This window comes from Amycolatopsis sp. NPDC114505 (genome assembly GCF_055633615.1).
Map to the genome: position 1 here is coordinate 1,352,128 of NZ_JBVKDV010000003.1, position 16,255 is coordinate 1,368,382.

Genomic DNA, 16,255 nt, shown 5'->3' on the forward strand with positions numbered 1-16,255 from the left:
GCGCGGTCTCCCCGTCACCGTTGTCCCGCACCGGATTCGCCCCGCGCGTTCGTCGCGGCGGACGAACTCCGTTGCGTCAGCACGGTTTCGGTGAGCGCCCGGAGCAGCGCGGTGCGCCGGGGCAGCTCGGCGACGAGGACGTGTTCGTGGTCGGCGTGGGCCCCGCCGCCGACCGCGCCGAGGCCGTCGAGCGTCGGAATGCCCAGTCCCGCCGTGAAGTTGCCGTCGGACGCGCCGCCGACCGCCGCCTCGGTGAGCGGTCCCGTCGCGAGCTTCCGGGCCAGTGCGAACAGGTCTGCCGACGCGGGCGCGTCCAGCGGCGGGCGGTTGATGCCGCCGGCGATGCGGATCCGCGCGTTCTCGTGCACCGGCCGCAGGGAGCGGACGGCCCGGTCGACGCGGTCCTGCTCGGCGACGTCCCACACGCGGACGTCCACGGCGACCCGGGCTTCCGCGGGCACGGTGTTGGTCGTCGTGCCCGCGGTCAGCGCGGTCGGGACGACGGTGGTGCCGCGGCCGGCGTCGGCGAGCGCGGCCACCGCGAGGATCTGGTGGGCGACCTCGATCCCCGCGTTGACACCCTTTTCGGGCTCGAGCCCGGCGTGCGCGGCGCGCCCTTCGACCTCGATCCAGTACTGCGAAACGCCTTTGCGGCGGGTCTTCAGCGCGCCGCCGTCGGCCGAGGCTTCGAGCACGAAGACCGCGTCGCAGGTCTTGGCTTCCTCCTCGATCAGGACGCGGGACCGCGGCGAGCCGATCTCCTCGTCGCCCGTGATGAGGATCGACAGGCCGTCCCGGTCGGGCAGCGCCGCGGCGGCGTGCAGGGCCATCACGACGCCGGCCTTCATGTCGAAGCAGCCGGGTCCGCGCAGGACGCCGTCGCGGACTTCGAACGGGTGCGTGCGCAGGGAACCCAGCGGCCAGACGGTGTCGTGGTGGCCGAGCAGCAGGACGCGCGGCGGGCCGTCGCCGAACCGCCAGCGCAGGTGGGTGCAGCCGTCGGTGACGAGGCGTTCGGGCTCGGCGCCGAGCAGGCGGCGCCCGATCCCGGCGACGACGTCGGCACTGCGGGCGACGGCGTCGTGGTCCTGCGACGGTGACTCGCAGCGGACGAGCGTCTCGATGTCGTCGATCACCGGGGTTCCCCTCGCAGCGGTTTGCCCGGCAGTGCGCCGGTGTCCAGGTTTCCTTCGCTGACAACGGGAACTCCGGCGACGTACAGGTGCCGGACGCCGACCGACGGGCGCGTCGGGTCGGTGTAGGTGGCGGCGTCGGTGATCTTCGCCGGGTCGAGGACGACGACGTCGGCGTCGGCGCCGGCCCCGAGGTGCCCCTTGCCGCGAGCCGCGGGTGCGACGTCGTCGAGGAGCCGCGAAGGCAGGTACGAGCAGCGGCGGAACGCTTCGAGCCAGCTCCACGCCCCGGCTTCCCGGACCATCAGGCGCAGGGTCTTGGCGAAGGTGCCGGCGGTCCGCGGGTGTGTGGTGCCGCCCGCGGGCAGCGGCCAGTCGGTGCTCTCGGTGCCGCCGTCCTTCCAGTAGACGGGCATGGCGTCGCTGGCGACGACGGCGTCGGGGAACGCGAGCGCCTGGTGCAGCAGGCCGCGGTCGCGGGGGTCCTGCTCGTCCAGGAACTCGAGGAGGCAGGGCGCGCCCGGGTCGGCTTGCCTCAGCTCGCGCAGGCGGGCTTCGTCACGGACCCGCTCCCCCGTCTCGAGGATGACGACGCTCGAGGGCTTCAACCCCTTGAGCCGCAAGCGGTCCGGGTCGATGAAGGCGGCACCGACGGCCGTGCTGCCCGCGCCGTACGGGTAGGCCTCGACGGTGACGCGCGAGCCTTCGCGGCGGGCGGTGTCGAGGGTGGCGAGGACGCGGTCGATGTGGTGCCCGGAAGTGCTGTTGACGTGGCAGTGGTGCATCGCGGCGCCGGTCTCGCCCGCGGCGGCGACGATCTCGACGGAGCCGTCGACCGGGATCGCGGGGTCGACCTCGACCAGCTCGCGGACGTGGGTGTAGGTGGGCACGCCGGCCTTCGCGGCCAGGTGCGCGACGGCCAGGAACTCGCCGGGCTCGGTCGCGGGCGCGTAGCCCATGAGGATGCCGATGCCCAGGGCGCCTTTGGCGAGTTCGGCTTCGAGCAGGGAAAGCCACGCGGCGAGTTCGGTCTTCGTGGAGCTGCGTTGCCACCGCGGGTTCCCGAGGATGGCGAGGCCGCTGTCGATGCTGGCGTCGGGCGCGATGTTCGCGAGCACCTGCGCCCGGGCGGCGCCCCAGGAGGCGGAGAACCCGTAGTGCAGCGGCCGCCCGGCCTTCGCGGCCTCGGCGTAGGCGCGGTCGACGGGCATCAGGCCGGCTTCGAGGTCGAGGGCGGTGGTGACGCCGTCCATGGCCTGCAGCCGCTGCCCGGCGATGGAGTGGACGTGGCTGTGCAGGTCGACGAACCCGGGCCCGACGACGAGTCCCGCCACGTCGACTTCGGTGGCGTCCGGCGCATGGAGGCCCGGACCGACGGCTTCGACGTGGCCGCCGTTCAGGAGGACGTCGGCGATGCCGTCGAAGCCGCTCCCCGGGTCCACGACCCGGCCGCCCCGCAAGAGTGTCCACACCTGTACGCCTCCTCGTCGTCGCTTCCCGGCGACGTTAGGAGGATTTCGGGCGGGACCGTTCGTCCGCGACGACGAATCGGAGCGGCGCGGTTGATCCGCGCGGACGAACTCCGTCAGGCCGGCGTGACCGGGGCCCGCAGCAGGCCGGTGACGGCGTCGATCAGGCCCGTCCCGGCGTCGTCCCAGGTCGCGCGCGGGGTCGGGGTCCCCTCGGCCAGCGCCCGCTCGCGTTCCGCGGTCATGTGGATCATCAGCTGCCTCGCCATGTCACCGCGCTCCGCGCGGACGTCGGCCGGCAGGCCGTCCAGACACCGGTTCAGCCCTTCCACCGCGCGCGCGAGCGCCGGGGAGGCCAGCGACTCCTCCGCGATGATCTCCCGCAACGCCGGGTCGGTCATCACCTGGGCGCTGAACCGGGCGAACCACGTCGGGGCGCCCAGGTCGCGCAGGTACGTCGTGCTCGGGCGGACCAGGCAGGCCACCCAGTCACGCAGGCCCGCGTCCCCGCCGACCCCCTCGACGAGCTCCGCGCGCAGCCGCTCCATCGGCCCGGTGTGCTTGCGGACGATCGCGCGGACCAGGTCGACCTTGGTGCCGAAGTGGTAGTTGACGGCCGCGTTGTTGCCCTGCCCGGCGGCCTCGCTGATGTGCCGGTTGGACACCACCTGCACCCCGTGCTCGGCGAACAGCCGCTCCGCCGTCACCAGGATGCTTTCCCGCGTCGCACTCGCGCGGGCCGCCTTCACGTTCATTCCGAAACCCACCTGATCATCCACTGGCCCCCCACCTTACGGAGCCCCCGCGCTGGCGAGAAATCGGCGGAGCGTGGCAGAACAGCCACTGGCTGCCCGGGCCCGCCGTTCCTAGCGTGGTCGATCATGATCGCAGTGCTCGCGCCGATCCTGATCGGCCTCCTCTACGTCGTGCTCGGCTCCCTGATCCCCGAGCCCCACCGGCGGAAGTTCAACGCCGTCATGATCGGCGGCGCCGGCGCCGCCTACCTCTCCGGTGGCGCGCTCGGGCCGTGGGAGCTGGTGTTCTGCACGGTGATGACCTACGTCGCGTTCCGCGGCCTCGACTCGTGGACGTTCATCGGCATCGGCTGGCTCCTGCACACCGGCTGGGACGTCGTCCACCACCTGAAGGGCCAGCCGATCCTGCCGTTCGCGCACGACTCGTCGTTCGGCTGCGCGCTCTGCGACCCGGTGATCGCGATCTGGTGCTTCACCGGCGGCCGGTCGGTCTTCGGGTCGTTCCGCCGGGTTGGCGCGCGGGAGCCGCGGGTACCCGGCCCGGCATGAGCACCGATGTCGAACGCGCCGCGCACGCCTTCTGCCCCCGGTGCCACCCGGACCCGCAGCCGGGCGAGGTGCTGATCGCGCTGTGCGGCGCCCGGCACCCGTACCACGGCCGCCGCGACCGGCCGGTGAACACGTGCCCCGCCTGCGTCCGGCTGGCCTCGGCGAACGTCTACGCCTGCGGCCACCCCGGGGGCTGACGGGCGGTTGTGTGAGCGCGAACAACCGGCTAACGTGAATCTCGTTCACGTCACTGCCGGCTGTTCCCGCTCCCTCGCCACGGAAGGAACACCGCCTTGCGCAGAGTGTTCACCGCCTTCGCGACGGCCGTTCTCGCCGCGTCCGGGCTCGCCGTCACCGCGCCGGCCGCCCACGCCGCCGGCGGCACCTTCAGCGTCCTGTCCTACAACATCGCCGGTCTGCCCGAAGGCATCTCCAGCGCGCCCACCCCGCGCGCGCCGAGCACGACCGCCATCGGGCAGCGCCTCGGCCCGTACGACCTGGTGCACGTCCAGGAGGACTTCAACTACCACGCCACCCTGTACGCGGCCGACACCCATCCGTACCGGACGCCGACCAGCGGCGGCGCCGGGATCGGGAGCGGCCTGAACAGCCTGTCCGCCCTGCCCGTCGACGAGCTGGAGCGCGTCCGCTGGGACTCGTGCCAGTTCGACTCGGGCGACTGCCTGACGCCGAAGGGCTTCACGTTCACCCGGCTCCGGCTCGCCGAAGGCGTCTACGTCGACGCGTACAACATCCACACCAACGCGGGCACCAACGACGGTGACCAGGTCTCGCGCGCCGCGAACCTCAAGCAGCTCACGGCGTACATCGCCACGCACTCGGCGGGCAACGCCGTCCTGGTCATGGGCGACACCAACACCCGCTACACCCGGGCCGCCGACACGATCCGGGCGTTCGCCGCCGACAACGGGCTCACCGACGCGTGGGTCCGGCTCGAACGCGGCGGCGTCCCGCCCGCGGCGGGCAGCGATCCCCTGGTGTGCGACGAATCCGCGGTCACCAACGCGTGCGAGATCGTCGACAAGGTGCTCTACCGCGGGAACAAGCTGATCTCGCTCGACGCGACGTACTACAACAACGAGCACAACGCGTTCCTCGACGCGTCCGGGGCGATGCTGTCGGACCACGACCCGGTGACCGTGCGGTTCGGCTGGACGACCGACCCGGCGTTCCGGCTGAGCGACCGGTTCGGCGGTCCGCACGGCACGCCGTTCACCGACCTCGACCGGGTCCCGCCGGCCGCGCGGGCTTCGACACTCATCCTCAGCGCGGGCAGCCGCGTCGACCGGATCGGCCTGACCCTGGCCGACGGCACGACGTTCGGCCACGGCGGAACCGGCGGCACCTCGCGGACGTATCAGCTGGCCGACGGCGAGTACGCGGTCTCCGCGGAACTGTGCCAGGGCAGCTACAACGGCCACACCCGGATCTTCTCCGCCCGCATCACGACCAACCGCGGCGGCACGCTGACCGGCGGCACGAAGACGTCGGACTGCACCACCGCGACCGCACCGGACGGCTGGCAGATCGCGGGCTTCCACGGCCGCTCGGGTGACGAGGTGGACCAGTTGGGGTTCGTCTACACGCGACGCTGACCGTCTCGGGTCCACAACGGACCGGCCAGCACCGGCAGCGCGGCCACCAGGGCGAGCCCGCGCACCGCGGCCGCGACGAGGTACGGCGCCCGCAGCCCGAGCGCGTGGGCCACCAGCCCGCCCGCCAGGGTGCCGACCGGGATCAGGCCCCAGCCGAGCAGCCGGTTCGCGCTGGTGACCCGGCCCAGCAGCGCCGACGGGACAAGGTCCTGCCGGAGGCCGACGGTGACGATGTTCCACAGCGTCGTCGCGAACCCGTTCACGGCGAGGAACGCGCCGAGCACCACGGCGTCGCGGCTCAGGCCGATGCCCGCGAACGCGCCTACGTTGACCACCAGCGCGGTCGGCAACGCCGCCCGGGACCCGATCCGGGCCACCACGCGCGCGTTGACCAGGCCGCCGAGCACGCTGCCCAGCGCGGCCCCGGCGAGCAGCAGGCCGTAGCCGCGCGCGTCGAGGTGCACGACGCGGGTGGCGAGCAGGACGAGCGTCGCGGCGGCCAGCTGGCCGCAGAAGGCGTTGACACCGACCAGGATCGCGAGCGTGCGCAGCAGCCGGTGCCGCAGCAACCACGACAGTCCCTCGCGGACGGCGGAGCGCGGGCGGGCACCGTCGGCACGCCGGGGCAGCTTCGCCACCAGGACGGCGGACGCCGCGAACGAGACGGCGTCGAGCCCGAACGGCAGCGCCGCCGTGACCCCGAACAGCAGGCTGCCCACGGGCGGCCCGGCGAACTGCTCCGCGACCGTCGTGATCGCCTGCTGCCGGCCGTTGGCCCGCGGCAGCAACGGTTTCGCGACCAGGTCCGGCAGGATCGCCTGGGCCGCGGTCCCGAAGACGACGTCGCCCGCGCCGAGCCCGAACGCCGTGACGACGAGGACCGGGACGCCGGCCGCCCCGCACGCGGCCAGGACCGCGGTCACGGAGACCAGCACGGCCTGCGCCGCCTGCGCGCGCCACATCAGGCCGGCCCGGTCGTGGCGGTCGGCCAGCGCGCCGGCGGGCAGGGACAGCAGCAGCCACGGCAGGTAGGCCGCGGCCGAGACGAGCGAAACGAGCCGCGGGTCCTGGGTGACCGTGACCGTCAACAGCGGTACCGCCGCGGTGAACGCGCCGGTGCCGAGGTTGTCGATGCCGGTCGCCCACAGGAGCCGCCGGAAGTCCCGTCCGATCATCCTCCGATCTTTTGGCCCGCCGCGATCCGCGGACAGCATTTAGCCCCGGGCTACATACTCGGCACCATGGCACTGACGATCGAGCTCGACGTCGCGCAGCTGGCGGCGACCCGCTTCGCGATCTCCCCGCTGTCGGAGACGGTCGCGTGCCTGCAGCAGCTGGGCGGGCGCGAGCGGCAGGCGACCGCGCTGCCGTGGCTGCGCTGGGCGGCGGACGAGCTCGCCCGCGCGCCGCTGGACCTGCCGTGGACGTGGCCGCTGATCGTGAGCGACCGGCCCAACTGGCCGGAGTTCCTGGTCCCCGCGCCGCGCGACTCCGGCCCGTCCATCGAAGACGATCTGGCCGCGCTGCGGCGGACGACCGCGCGCCAGGTCCGGCGCAGCCTCGGGCGCGTGTTCGGCGCCGACCTCCGCGGGACCACCGCCGAGCTGGCCGCGCGCCCGGCGGCCGGGCTGACGGCGATCGCCGCGGAGCTGCGGGAGGCGCACGACCGGCTGCTCGCCCCGCACTGGCCGAGGATCCGGGCCGTCCTCGACGCCGACGTCGCCCACCGCGCGCGGATGCTGGCCGCGGGCGGCGCGGAACGGCTGTTCGCCGGCCTGCACCCGGATTTGCTCTGGGACAACGGGAAGCTGCTGCTCGACGGCGACCGCCGGGTCGACCAGGGACCCGGCGGCCTCGTCCTGATCCCGGTCGTGCTCGGCGGCCCGCACGTCCTGATCAAAGGGCGCACGTCCACGCAGACGACGGTCCGCTACCCGGCCCGCGGCCGCGGCGCGCTGTGGACGGCGGGCACGCGCGCGCCGTCGGACGGCACGGTCCGGCTGCTCGGCCGCGCGCGGGGCGGGCTCCTCGAAGCGCTGCGCTCCCCCGCCACCACGACCGACCTGGCCCGCGCCCTCGGCGTGACGCCCAGCGCGGTGTCGCAGCACCTGGCCGTCCTGCGGGAGAACGGGCTGGTCGAGCGGGAACGCTCCGGGCGCCAGGTGCTCTACCTGATCACGGCGCTCGGAGCGGCCCTGCTCACGCGGTAGCTCAGCCCAGCGACGTCAGCGGCACCGCGAACACCGACCGCCCGCACGTCTGGCTCTGCGCCTGGCAGTCGGCCGTCGACCACTCCGACTGCGACCAGACCAGGCCCGTCGACCAGTCGTACGTCAGCGCTTCCGGGTGGACCGCCCAGCAAGCGGACGTCGAGCCGCACGTCGCCGACGTGCTCGCCGACGTCGTCTGGGCCCAGAGCTGGCCGTTGAGCGTCGCGGAGCTGTGGGCGACGTACCACTTGCCGTCGTGGGACAGGACGCCCTGCATGTTGCCGACGTAGCTGCGGAACGCCTCGGTCGCGGTCCCGGTCAGCAGGTAGTCCGTGCCCATCGGGAAGCGGTAGAGGCGGCCGTGCAGGCTCTGGTCGGAGAAGTACTCCGTCGTCACGATGCTGGCCGGGCTCGTGCTGCGGTCCAGCGAGAGCGACGAGAAGCACGGCACGCCGGTGTCGGACGCCATGCTGCACGTGCCGCCCGCGTAGGAGTAGTAGCCGACCTGCATCATCGCGTACTTGTACGTCCAGGCGGCGTACCCGCCGGAGGTCTTGCCGATCGCGTTGGACGTCGTGTCGGTCATCTGCAGGATGTGCTTGGTGCTGAACACCCGGATCGCGGTGGAGGTGTTCCCGACGGCGGTGACGTAGATCTTGTCGCCGAGCCAGGCCATCCCGCCCATGTGCGCCTGCGCGCCGGAGAAGCTGCTGCCGGTGCTGTTCGGCACGGCCAGGTACATCATCCGGTGGGCGGCCGAAGCGGGGTCGTTGTAGTTGACCGCCTGGATCCGCGCGTCGTTGTAGCGGCCGAGCGCGTCGGTGCCGTGCCAGCCGGACAGGATGATCTTGTCCGCGCCCCACATGCCGTCGTCGTCGGCGTCGCCGGAGGTCGTGATGCCCTGCGGGACCCAGGTGGTGCTGCCCGCGCGTTCGGAGTCCCAGCACAACGACTTCGTGGCGGCCGGCGCCTTGGGCAGCGCGGCCTTCTCGGCACCGGTGCAGCCGGTCATCGCGTAGCTGGGATCGTTGACGACGGTGTTGAGGCTGACGTTCGGCAGCGCGTTGTCGAGCGCCGTCAGCGCGGCGGCGGGTGTCGCGTGCCAGACCAGGTTCTGCTTGGTCGTGGTCGTCAGCGGATCGCTGTAGGCGGCGCTGGCGGTCCCGGGTAAAGCCAGTGCGCCGGCCACCACGGCCAGCGCGAGGAGGAGCGCTTTCGGAGTTCGCATGTCCGGCATTGCGCCAGAGGCGGATCCAAATTTCGTACAACGCGCGTACTAGTCGGCCAGCGACAGCACCGTCCGCGCCTGCTCCACCATGGCCACGTCGAGGAACGTCCCGTCCGGCAGCGCGATCGCGCCGACGCCGGCGGCCGTCGCGTCGGCGATCCGGGCGATGACCTCGCGCGCCCGCGAAACCTCCTCCTGCGTCGGCAGGAACGCCGTCCGGATCGTTTCGAGCTGGACCGGGTGGATCGCCGTCCGGCCGCGGAAGCCGAGCGCGCGGCCCGCCCGGCACGACGCCGCGAGCCCGGCGAGGTCGCGGACGTTCGCGTACGCCGACATCGCGGGCCGCGCGAGCCGGGCCGCCCGCGCCGCGACGATCACGCGGCTGCGCGCCCACGTCAGCCCGGCGTCGTCGGCGACTCCGAGGTCCGAGCGCAGGTCGGCCTCGCCGAGCCCGATCGACGCGATCCGCGGGGACGCCGTCGCGATGTCCAGCGCCCGCTCCACCCCGAGCGCCGACTCGATCAGCGGGTGCAGCGCCCGGCCCGGCAGCACCGCCCCGGCGGCCAGGACCTCCTCCGGCGCTTCGACCTTCGGCAGCCGCGCCCCCACCGCGAGCGGCAGCCGGGCGAGCGCGGCGAGGTCGGCCGCGTGCCACGGCGTGCTCGGGTGGTTGACGCGCACCTGCACCGGCCGGGACACCGACGCGAGCACCTCCAGGGCGTTCGCCCGGGCTTCGTCCTTGCGTGCCGGTGCGACCGCGTCCTCGAGGTCGACGAGCACGACGTCCGCCTCGGACGCCAGGGCCTTGCGCACCCGGTCCGGCCGGTCGGCCGGGGTGTAGAGGAACGTCAGCGGCGGGCTCACACCGCACCCCGCTCGCGCAGCTCGGCCACCCGCTCGGGCGAGAACCCCAGCTCCTCCAGCACCGCGTCGGTGTCGGCGCCGTGCGGACGGCCGGTGAAGCCGATGACGCCGTCGTGGCCGGACAGCCGGAACAGCGGGCCCTGCATGAGCATCGGGCCGAGCTCGGCGTCCTCGATCTCGTGGATCGTACCGAGCGCGCGGAACTGCGGGTCCGCGACGATGTCGGCGGCGTCGTAGATCGGCGCGACGGCGGCCTGTGCCTCCTCGAACGCGGCGACGACCTCGTCGCGCGTGCGCTGCCCGATCCACTTGCCGACGGCTTCGTCGAGCTCGTCGGCGTGCTGCGCCCGATCGGCGCCGGTGGCGAACCACGGCTCGTCGGCCAGGTCCGGCCGCCCGACCATCCGGATCACGCGTTCGGCGATCGACTGGGCCGAGGTGGACACCGCGACCCACTGGCCGTCGGCGGTGCGGTAGGTGTTGCGCGGCGCGTTGTTCGTCGACCGGTTGCCGGTGCGCGGCTGCACCGTGCGCAGCTGGTCCCAGCGCGTGATCTGCGGGCCGAGCATGGCCAGCATCGGCTCGATGATCGCGGTGTCGACGACCTGCCCGCGCCCGGAGTTCGCGCGCGCGGCGAGCGCGACCATGATCGCGTAGGCCGTGGCCAGCGACGCGACGCCGTCGGCGAGCCCGAACGGCGGGAGCGTCGGCGGCCCGTCCGGTTCCCCGGTCGTCGCCGCGAACCCGCTCATCGCCTCGGCGAGCGTGCCGAAGCCCGGCCGGCTGCGGTAGGGGCCGAGCTGCCCGAAGCCGGTGACGCGGGCCAGCACGAGCTTCGGGTTCCAGCTCGCCAGCTCGTCGTACCCGAGGTTCCAGCGTTCGAGGGTGCCGGGGCGGAAGTTCTCGATGACGACGTCCGCGGTGGTGGCCAGCGCGAGGAACACCTCACGGCCGCCTTCGCTGCCGAGGTCGGCGGTGACCGTGCGCTTGTTGCGCCCCAGGGTCTTCCACCACAGGTTGACGCCGTCCTTCGCGGCGCCGTGGGTGCGCGAGGGGTCGGGCTTGCGCGGGTGCTCGACCTTGATCACCTCGGCACCCATGTCCCCGAGGTGCATCGCGGCCATCGGGCCGGCGAAGAGGGTGGACGCGTCGACGACGCGCAGCCCGGCCAGCGCACCGGCCGAGGGGTCACGGGAGACGGTCACGCCGGCACCTCCCAGGCGCACCGGAAGCCGACCGTCGCGCTCCGGGCGAGGCCGAGACCGGGCAGGAGAAGTTTCACGGTGTAGTCCGGTGCTTTCACGCCGCCCTCGACGTACCACTCGGAGCCTTCGGCCGCGTAGTCGCTGCCGCCCTTGAGCATCACGAAACGCGTCCGGCCGTCGGAGTGCTCGCTCTCGGTCCAGTTCCACACGGCCGGGGTGCCACGCTTGAGACGCTCCCCCGCCAGCTGCCATTCGTCCTCGGTCGGCAGGCGCCCACCGCGCCACGCGCAGTACGCGCGGGCGTCGTCGAGGTCGACCTGGGTGACCGGCTCGTCCGGCGCGCCCGGCTGTCCCGGCTCTTGCCCGGTGGCGGCGAGGAACTCCGCGTACTGCGCGTTGGTCACCTCGGTGGCCGCTATCGCCACTGCCGTGGTGAGCTCGCCTTCGCGTTGCAGCGTGCGCGCGTCGTGCAGGCGCGGCGAGAGCGGCTTCCATTCGTCCACATAGGGCGCACCCTGGTACATGCCGGTCTCGCGGGCGCGGTACCGGACGGTGAGGACGTACGGACCTTTCGGGACCACGACAGCGTCCTCGTCGGGCTCGCCGGTGGTCCTTTGTGGACTTACCCGCTTCGCGACCCGGTGCGGGAAGCGGGCGTCCGGGTCGTGCGGCAGCGGCGGGAGTTCCGGCCGCCACCCCTCCACCGTCGCCCCGATCCCGCGAGCCGGCACGCCATCCAGGAGATCGGTGCCGGGCAGCGGGCCGTGGTAGTCGGTGTCGCCGCGGTTGACGAGGGTCCAGAGCGTCTTGCCGTCGAGCTCCCATTTCGACGCGTAGACGCCGGCGGCCTCCGCCTCGGGTGCGAGTGCGGCGAGGGGCGTCCATTCGCCGTTCAGCAGCAGGTCTTCGGCGGCGCGCTGGAGCGTGACCATCCGGCGGACGGTCGCGGCGTCGCGGGGCGACCAGCCGACCCACACGCCGAAGACGACCTCCCACACCATGACGCCGACGCCGTTGAGCCACGCCGACTGCAGCTCCTCGCTGTGGTCGCGGTGCCAGCGCCGGACGTGGTGCTGCATGTGGCGCCGCTCGTACCAGTGGGCGCGCAGGACGCCCGGGACCGGCGAGTCGGCGAAGAACTGGGCCCACGACGCCGCGTGGTCCTCGATCCGCTCGACCGGCAGCTTGGACTCGCCTTCGAGGACGATCCCGGGCCGGGCGGCTTCGAGCCGGTCGACGAAGTCCGGCTCGGCCTTCTTGAGCGTGTCGAGGAAGACGCCGTCGGCTTTCAGGTCCGCGACGAGGGCCGCCAGCTCGGTCAGGTCGTCGTCGCCGCGGCGGGTGCCGACGTCCCAGGGGTTGTAGTCGACGAAGACGTGCAGCCCCTGGTCGTGCAGGGTGCCGATCAGCTCGGTGAGCCCGGGGACATCGCGGTAGAAGTCCCACTGGTTGCGGTCGTCGAGACCGATCACCGGGTAGGCGTGCCAGAGCACGACGGCGTCGAGGCCGCCGAAGCGGTCGCGCGCGTCGGCCAGGAAGCGTTCGGGGGTGAAGCGGTGCTCGTCGAACGAGTAGAGGAGTTCGTCCCAGAGCCACACCTGGGCCACCGTGTGACAGGTCCGCGCCCAGGCCGCTCCGGGGCGTTCGTACATCCTGCCGGTGTAGCCGTGGCGGGCTCGGGCGTCGTCGCGCCAGTTCTCGAGGGCCTCGCGCCACACGGGCCGGTCGGCCGGGTCCGCGGGCGCGGCGAAGATCTTGGCCGCGTCGGGATCGGGGCCGGTGACGTCGGCGGGCCGGTCGATGGGGCGCGGGACGAGCGGGTCGAACGTGTAGGTCATGGTGTCTTTCCTGCGACCTCGTCGTGGCTGGGAACGGCGGCTTGGGCACCGGGCCGGGTGACGGCGAGCGCCCCGGCGACCGACGCGCGTTTCGCGGCCGCGGGGAGGTCTTCGCCCTGGGCCAGCGCCGCGGCGAGGACACCGCAGAACGTGTCGCCGGCGCCGGTGGTGTCGACGACGTCCACGGGGAAGCCGGGGATCCGCACGGGTTCGTGGTCTCGCCGGAGGATCACACACCCTTCGCCGCCGAGGGTGACGACGACGGCGGGCACCCGCTCGAGCAGCTTCTCGGGTTCGCCCCCGAGGTCGGCGGCCTCGTGCTCGTTGACGACGAGGATGTCGAGCACGGCCCAGAGCGACTCAGGCAGCTCGCGCGAGGGGGCGGCGTTGAGGATCATCCTCGCGTTCTTCTCCCGAGCCGCGGCGGCGGCCGCCACCACGTCGAGGGGGATCTCCAACTGGGCGAGCACCACGTCGGCTCCGGCGATCCGCTCGGCCTGGGCAGGGCCGATCACGACGTGGTCGTTGGCACCGGGCGCGACGACGATGGCGTTCTCGCCGTCCGGGGAGACGGTGATGAAGGCGGTGCCGGTGGGTGCTTCGGCGCGTTCGACGAGGTCGGTCCGGACCCCGGCGCCGCCGAGGGAGACGAGGAGCAGGTCGGCGCCTTCGTCTTCACCGAGGGCGCCGACGAAGGTGGTGCCGGCGCCGCCGGCGTAGGCGGCGGCGACGGCTTGGTTCGCACCCTTGCCCCCGGGACTCCGACGCAACCGCGCACCGAGGACGGTTTCCCCGGCTTTCGGCACCCGCGGCACATCGACGGCGAGGTCGACGTTGGCCGAACCCACGACCACGACCCGCCCGGCGGAGTACGGGTGGCCGGCCACGACCGCACCTCCGCCGGCCGAGGTCTCGGCCGCGGCGCCCGCTCCACCCCCGGTCACGACCGCACCTCCGCCAGTGCCACCGTCCGGGCCGCGAGGTCCGCGATCCGCCGTTCCCCGCCGGGCAGCGACGTCGCGATCCGGCCGTCGAGAGGCTTGCTCCAGTACTCGTCCACCCCGCTCACCGCGCCGACCACTCCCCCGACCGTCGCGGCCACCGAATCCGTGTCCCACCCGGCCGTCACCGCGATCGACACACTCGGCCCGAACTCCCCGCCGCCCGCCGCGAGCGCGTACGCGATCGTCGCCGCGTTGTTCAGCACGTGCACCCAGTGCAAGTGCCCGTACTCCGCATGGAGCCGGTCGAGTCCACTTCGGACATCGCCCTCCGACGCCGCCGAGCGGCCGAAGCGGATCGCGGACTCCAGGTCGGAGCCGGCCGGGACCACGGCGAACGCCGCGTCCAGGACCTCGTCCACCGTGTCGCACACCATCGCCGCCGAGGCGAGCCCCGCCGCCCACATCGCGCCGTACACTCCGTTGCGCGTATGACTCAGGCGCGCGTCCTCCCACGCCAGCCGCGCCGCCGAGACCACGTCGCCCGGGGAGACCCAGCCGAACACGTCCGCGCGGATCAGGGCGCCGATCCACTCGCGGAACGGGTTCCGGTACGTCGCCGTGTCCGGCCGCGCGTCCAGCAGGTTCCGGTACGCCGCGCGCTCCGCCGTGAACACCCGCCCGGCCGGCAGGTTGTCCAGCCACAGCTGCGCGACGTCCGACGTCGTGAACGACCGGCCGTGCGTCTCCAGCAGCGACAACGCGAGCATCGGGTAGTTGAGGTCGTCGTCCTCGGGCATCCCGTCGATGTTCTCCTCCAGCGACGTCGGCGCCGAACGACGGTTCCACGGCCACCGCGCCGCGACCTCGTCGGGCAGCCCCACCGCGGTGAACCAGCCGGTGAGCGGCCAGCGGCCGGTCGCGCGCAGGATCTCCTCGATGCCCTCTCGCGGGATCTTCTCCACGGGCTTCCCGAGCAGGCATCCGGCGGCCCGCCCGGTCCACGCCCCCAGCTCACGCCCACGCGACCCGCGAGGCAGCGAAGGCGCGGCAGGCAACGACAGCGACTCCCACGAAGGCGAGAAGTCCGGTGCCGCCAAGGAGTCCAGCAGCTCCCGCGCCAGAGAACGCAACGCGGGCATCGCCGGCCCGGCACCGCTGACGGCCGGCACCGGGTCACCGCCCGCCGCGACCCACCGCTCCCGCACCGCGGCGACGTCCTTGCCCTCCGCGGCCGACTGCACCAGCTCGTGCGGCAGCAGGTCCTCGGGCTGGGCCCAGGTCAGCCTCACGCCGTCTCCTCGAAGAACGCGACCCGCGCCGCAGCCCGGTCCCGGTCGGCCTTCAGGATGTCCGCGGCCGCCGACGCCAGCAGGTGCCCCGTCTCGCGGAGGTCCATCCGGCTGGCGTCGCCGATCTCGTCGACCCACTCGGCGGGCACGACGGCCGTCCCGCCGAGGCCGGCGCAGATCGCCGCCGCCATCACGGCGATCGAGTCCGCGTCGCGGCCGTAGTTCACCGAGGCCAGCACCGCGCCCCGGAAGTCGCCGCGGTGCGCCAGCACGAACGCCAGCGCGGCGGGCAGCTCCTCGATGGACTTCGTCCGCGACGGGCGCCGTGCGTCCATCGACATCTCCCGGTAGTGCGGCCCCACCGAGTCGAACGGCGCGACCGTCTCCCGGACGCGCGCGGCCAGCGCCCGCTCTTCGTCGTCGGTGGCCGGGGGGACGGTCCGGCCACCGAACTCTTCGACGACGGCCCGCAGCGCCGCCGCGGTCCCGTCGTGGGCCACGTCCAAAGCCGCCGCGACGACGTCGTCGAGCGCCGCGCCCGGGGTGACCGCGGCCGCCACCATCGCGGCCAGCACGCCCGCCGCCTCGCGGCCGTAGCTCGACTGGTGCGCGCCGGTGAGGTCGATCGCCTCGGCGTACGCCGCCCGCGGGTCACCCGCGTTGACGACGCCCACCGGGGCGACGTACATCGCCGCGCCGCAGTTGACCACGTTGCCCACGCCCGCTTCGCGCGGGTCGACGTGTCCGTAGTGGAGTCTCGCGACGATCCACTTCTCCGCCAGGAAGACCCGCTGCAGCAGCAACGCGGTCGACTCCAGCTCCGGCACCCAGCGCGGCTCGCCGATCATGAGCGGCACCAGGTCCTCGGCCATCGCGTACGCGTCGAGGTGCGCGCGGCGCTTCGCGTACACCTCGACGAGCGCCCGCGTCATGAGGGTGTCGTCGGTGATGTGCCCGTCGCCCTTGTGGTACGGCGCGATCGGGCGTGCGGTCCGCCAGTCCGGGTACCACGGCCCGACGACACCGGTCACCCGGCCGCCGTGGCGCTCCTCGATCTGTTCGGGGGTCCACCCTTCGGTGGCGCCGCCGAGGGCGTCCCCGACGGCCGCACCGGTGATCACCGCGACGGCCCGGTCTTCCAGCCAGGTCAAGAGT

Annotated in this window: 15 protein-coding genes; 4 read left to right on the forward strand and 11 right to left on the reverse strand. The window is 73.4% G+C overall.

Features of this window, described 5'->3' with window-relative positions:
* Window positions 1–14: 14 nt before the first annotated feature.
* The 3 genes from ACZ7OU_RS35470 to ACZ7OU_RS35480 all read right to left on the reverse strand — a co-directional run bounded on the left by ACZ7OU_RS35470 (window position 15) and on the right by ACZ7OU_RS35480 (window position 3,357).
* Complete coding sequence (locus tag ACZ7OU_RS35470; protein ID WP_470258578.1) at window positions 15–1,136, reverse strand: M20 family metallopeptidase; 1,122 nt, start codon at window positions 1,134–1,136, stop codon at window positions 15–17.
* Complete coding sequence (locus ACZ7OU_RS35475; protein WP_470258579.1) at window positions 1,133–2,605, reverse strand: amidohydrolase family protein; 1,473 nt, start codon at window positions 2,603–2,605, stop codon at window positions 1,133–1,135. Before ACZ7OU_RS35475 ends, ACZ7OU_RS35470 begins: the two co-directional genes overlap by 4 nt.
* A 113-nt stretch (window positions 2,606–2,718) precedes the next feature.
* Window positions 2,719–3,357, reverse strand: a complete 639-nt coding sequence (locus ACZ7OU_RS35480; RefSeq protein ID WP_470242694.1) for a TetR/AcrR family transcriptional regulator — start codon at window positions 3,355–3,357, stop codon at window positions 2,719–2,721.
* 126 nt (window positions 3,358–3,483) lie between these two features.
* Between ACZ7OU_RS35480 and ACZ7OU_RS35485 the strand changes: the two genes are divergently transcribed.
* The 3 genes from ACZ7OU_RS35485 (at window position 3,484) to ACZ7OU_RS35495 (ending at window position 5,522) form a co-directional block, all read left to right on the forward strand.
* On the forward strand, window positions 3,484–3,906 hold the full coding sequence (locus ACZ7OU_RS35485) for a DUF6010 family protein (protein WP_470258580.1): 423 nt from the start codon (window positions 3,484–3,486) through the stop codon (window positions 3,904–3,906).
* A complete protein-coding gene (locus tag ACZ7OU_RS35490; RefSeq protein ID WP_470242696.1) occupies window positions 3,903–4,103 on the forward strand; it encodes a hypothetical protein in 201 nt (66 codons plus the stop codon). Before ACZ7OU_RS35485 ends, ACZ7OU_RS35490 begins: the two co-directional genes overlap by 4 nt.
* A 105-nt stretch (window positions 4,104–4,208) precedes the next feature.
* Window positions 4,209–5,522, forward strand: coding sequence for a jacalin-like lectin (locus ACZ7OU_RS35495; protein ID WP_470259030.1), 1,314 nt, complete (start codon window positions 4,209–4,211; stop codon window positions 5,520–5,522).
* On the opposite strand, the gene ACZ7OU_RS35500 is transcribed toward ACZ7OU_RS35495, so the two are convergent.
* Window positions 5,507–6,697, reverse strand: a complete 1,191-nt coding sequence (locus ACZ7OU_RS35500) for an MFS transporter (RefSeq protein ID WP_470258581.1) — start codon at window positions 6,695–6,697, stop codon at window positions 5,507–5,509. The genes ACZ7OU_RS35495 and ACZ7OU_RS35500 overlap by 16 nt on opposite strands.
* Before the next feature lie 66 nt (window positions 6,698–6,763).
* On the opposite strand from ACZ7OU_RS35500, the gene ACZ7OU_RS35505 reads away from it, so the two are divergent.
* Window positions 6,764–7,732: an ArsR/SmtB family transcription factor gene (locus ACZ7OU_RS35505; protein ID WP_470258582.1), complete on the forward strand. Its 969-nt coding sequence runs from the start codon at window positions 6,764–6,766 to the stop codon at window positions 7,730–7,732.
* A 1-nt stretch (window position 7,733) separates the two neighbouring features.
* Here the strand turns inward: ACZ7OU_RS35505 and ACZ7OU_RS35510 are convergent, their stop codons facing one another.
* The 7 genes from ACZ7OU_RS35510 to ACZ7OU_RS35540 are packed head-to-tail and all read right to left on the reverse strand — an operon-like array spanning window position 7,734 to window position 16,251.
* A complete protein-coding gene (locus ACZ7OU_RS35510; RefSeq protein ID WP_470258583.1) occupies window positions 7,734–8,960 on the reverse strand; it encodes a hypothetical protein in 1,227 nt (408 codons plus the stop codon).
* A 48-nt stretch (window positions 8,961–9,008) separates the two neighbouring features.
* Window positions 9,009–9,824, reverse strand: a complete 816-nt coding sequence (locus tag ACZ7OU_RS35515) for an HpcH/HpaI aldolase/citrate lyase family protein (protein WP_470258584.1) — start codon at window positions 9,822–9,824, stop codon at window positions 9,009–9,011.
* On the reverse strand, window positions 9,821–11,029 hold the full coding sequence (locus ACZ7OU_RS35520; RefSeq protein ID WP_470258585.1) for a CaiB/BaiF CoA transferase family protein: 1,209 nt from the start codon (window positions 11,027–11,029) through the stop codon (window positions 9,821–9,823). The genes ACZ7OU_RS35515 and ACZ7OU_RS35520 overlap by 4 nt, the downstream gene beginning before the upstream one ends.
* Window positions 11,026–12,867, reverse strand: a complete 1,842-nt coding sequence (locus ACZ7OU_RS35525) for a formylglycine-generating enzyme family protein (protein ID WP_470258586.1) — start codon at window positions 12,865–12,867, stop codon at window positions 11,026–11,028. The genes ACZ7OU_RS35520 and ACZ7OU_RS35525 overlap by 4 nt, the downstream gene beginning before the upstream one ends.
* Window positions 12,864–13,754: a ribokinase gene (locus ACZ7OU_RS35530; protein ID WP_470259031.1), complete on the reverse strand. Its 891-nt coding sequence runs from the start codon at window positions 13,752–13,754 to the stop codon at window positions 12,864–12,866. Before ACZ7OU_RS35530 ends, ACZ7OU_RS35525 begins: the two co-directional genes overlap by 4 nt.
* A 53-nt stretch (window positions 13,755–13,807) precedes the next feature.
* The gene (locus tag ACZ7OU_RS35535) at window positions 13,808–15,100 is read right to left on the reverse strand and encodes an ADP-ribosylglycohydrolase family protein (protein ID WP_470258587.1); all 1,293 of its coding nucleotides are present in this window, start codon (window positions 15,098–15,100) and stop codon (window positions 13,808–13,810) included.
* Entirely contained in the window at window positions 15,097–16,251 is a 1,155-nt protein-coding gene (locus ACZ7OU_RS35540) for an ADP-ribosylglycohydrolase family protein (RefSeq protein ID WP_470258588.1), read from the reverse strand. The genes ACZ7OU_RS35535 and ACZ7OU_RS35540 overlap by 4 nt, the downstream gene beginning before the upstream one ends.
* Window positions 16,252–16,255 lie beyond the last annotated feature (4 nt).

What these genes read in the sequence shown, in the direction of transcription:
- ACZ7OU_RS35480 (WP_470242694.1), bottom strand. Translation starts at nt 3,357, where the DNA reads ATGAACGTGAAGGCGGCCCGCGCGAGTGCGACGCGGGAAAGCATCCTG.
- ACZ7OU_RS35485 (WP_470258580.1), top strand. Translation starts at nt 3,484, where the DNA reads ATGATCGCAGTGCTCGCGCCGATCCTGATCGGCCTCCTCTACGTCGTG.
- ACZ7OU_RS35490 (WP_470242696.1), top strand. Translation starts at nt 3,903, where the DNA reads ATGAGCACCGATGTCGAACGCGCCGCGCACGCCTTCTGCCCCCGGTGC.
- ACZ7OU_RS35500 (WP_470258581.1), bottom strand. Translation starts at nt 6,697, where the DNA reads ATGATCGGACGGGACTTCCGGCGGCTCCTGTGGGCGACCGGCATCGAC.
- ACZ7OU_RS35505 (WP_470258582.1), top strand. Translation starts at nt 6,764, where the DNA reads ATGGCACTGACGATCGAGCTCGACGTCGCGCAGCTGGCGGCGACCCGC.
- ACZ7OU_RS35510 (WP_470258583.1), bottom strand. Translation starts at nt 8,960, where the DNA reads ATGCGAACTCCGAAAGCGCTCCTCCTCGCGCTGGCCGTGGTGGCCGGC.
- ACZ7OU_RS35525 (WP_470258586.1), bottom strand. Translation starts at nt 12,867, where the DNA reads ATGACCTACACGTTCGACCCGCTCGTCCCGCGCCCCATCGACCGGCCC.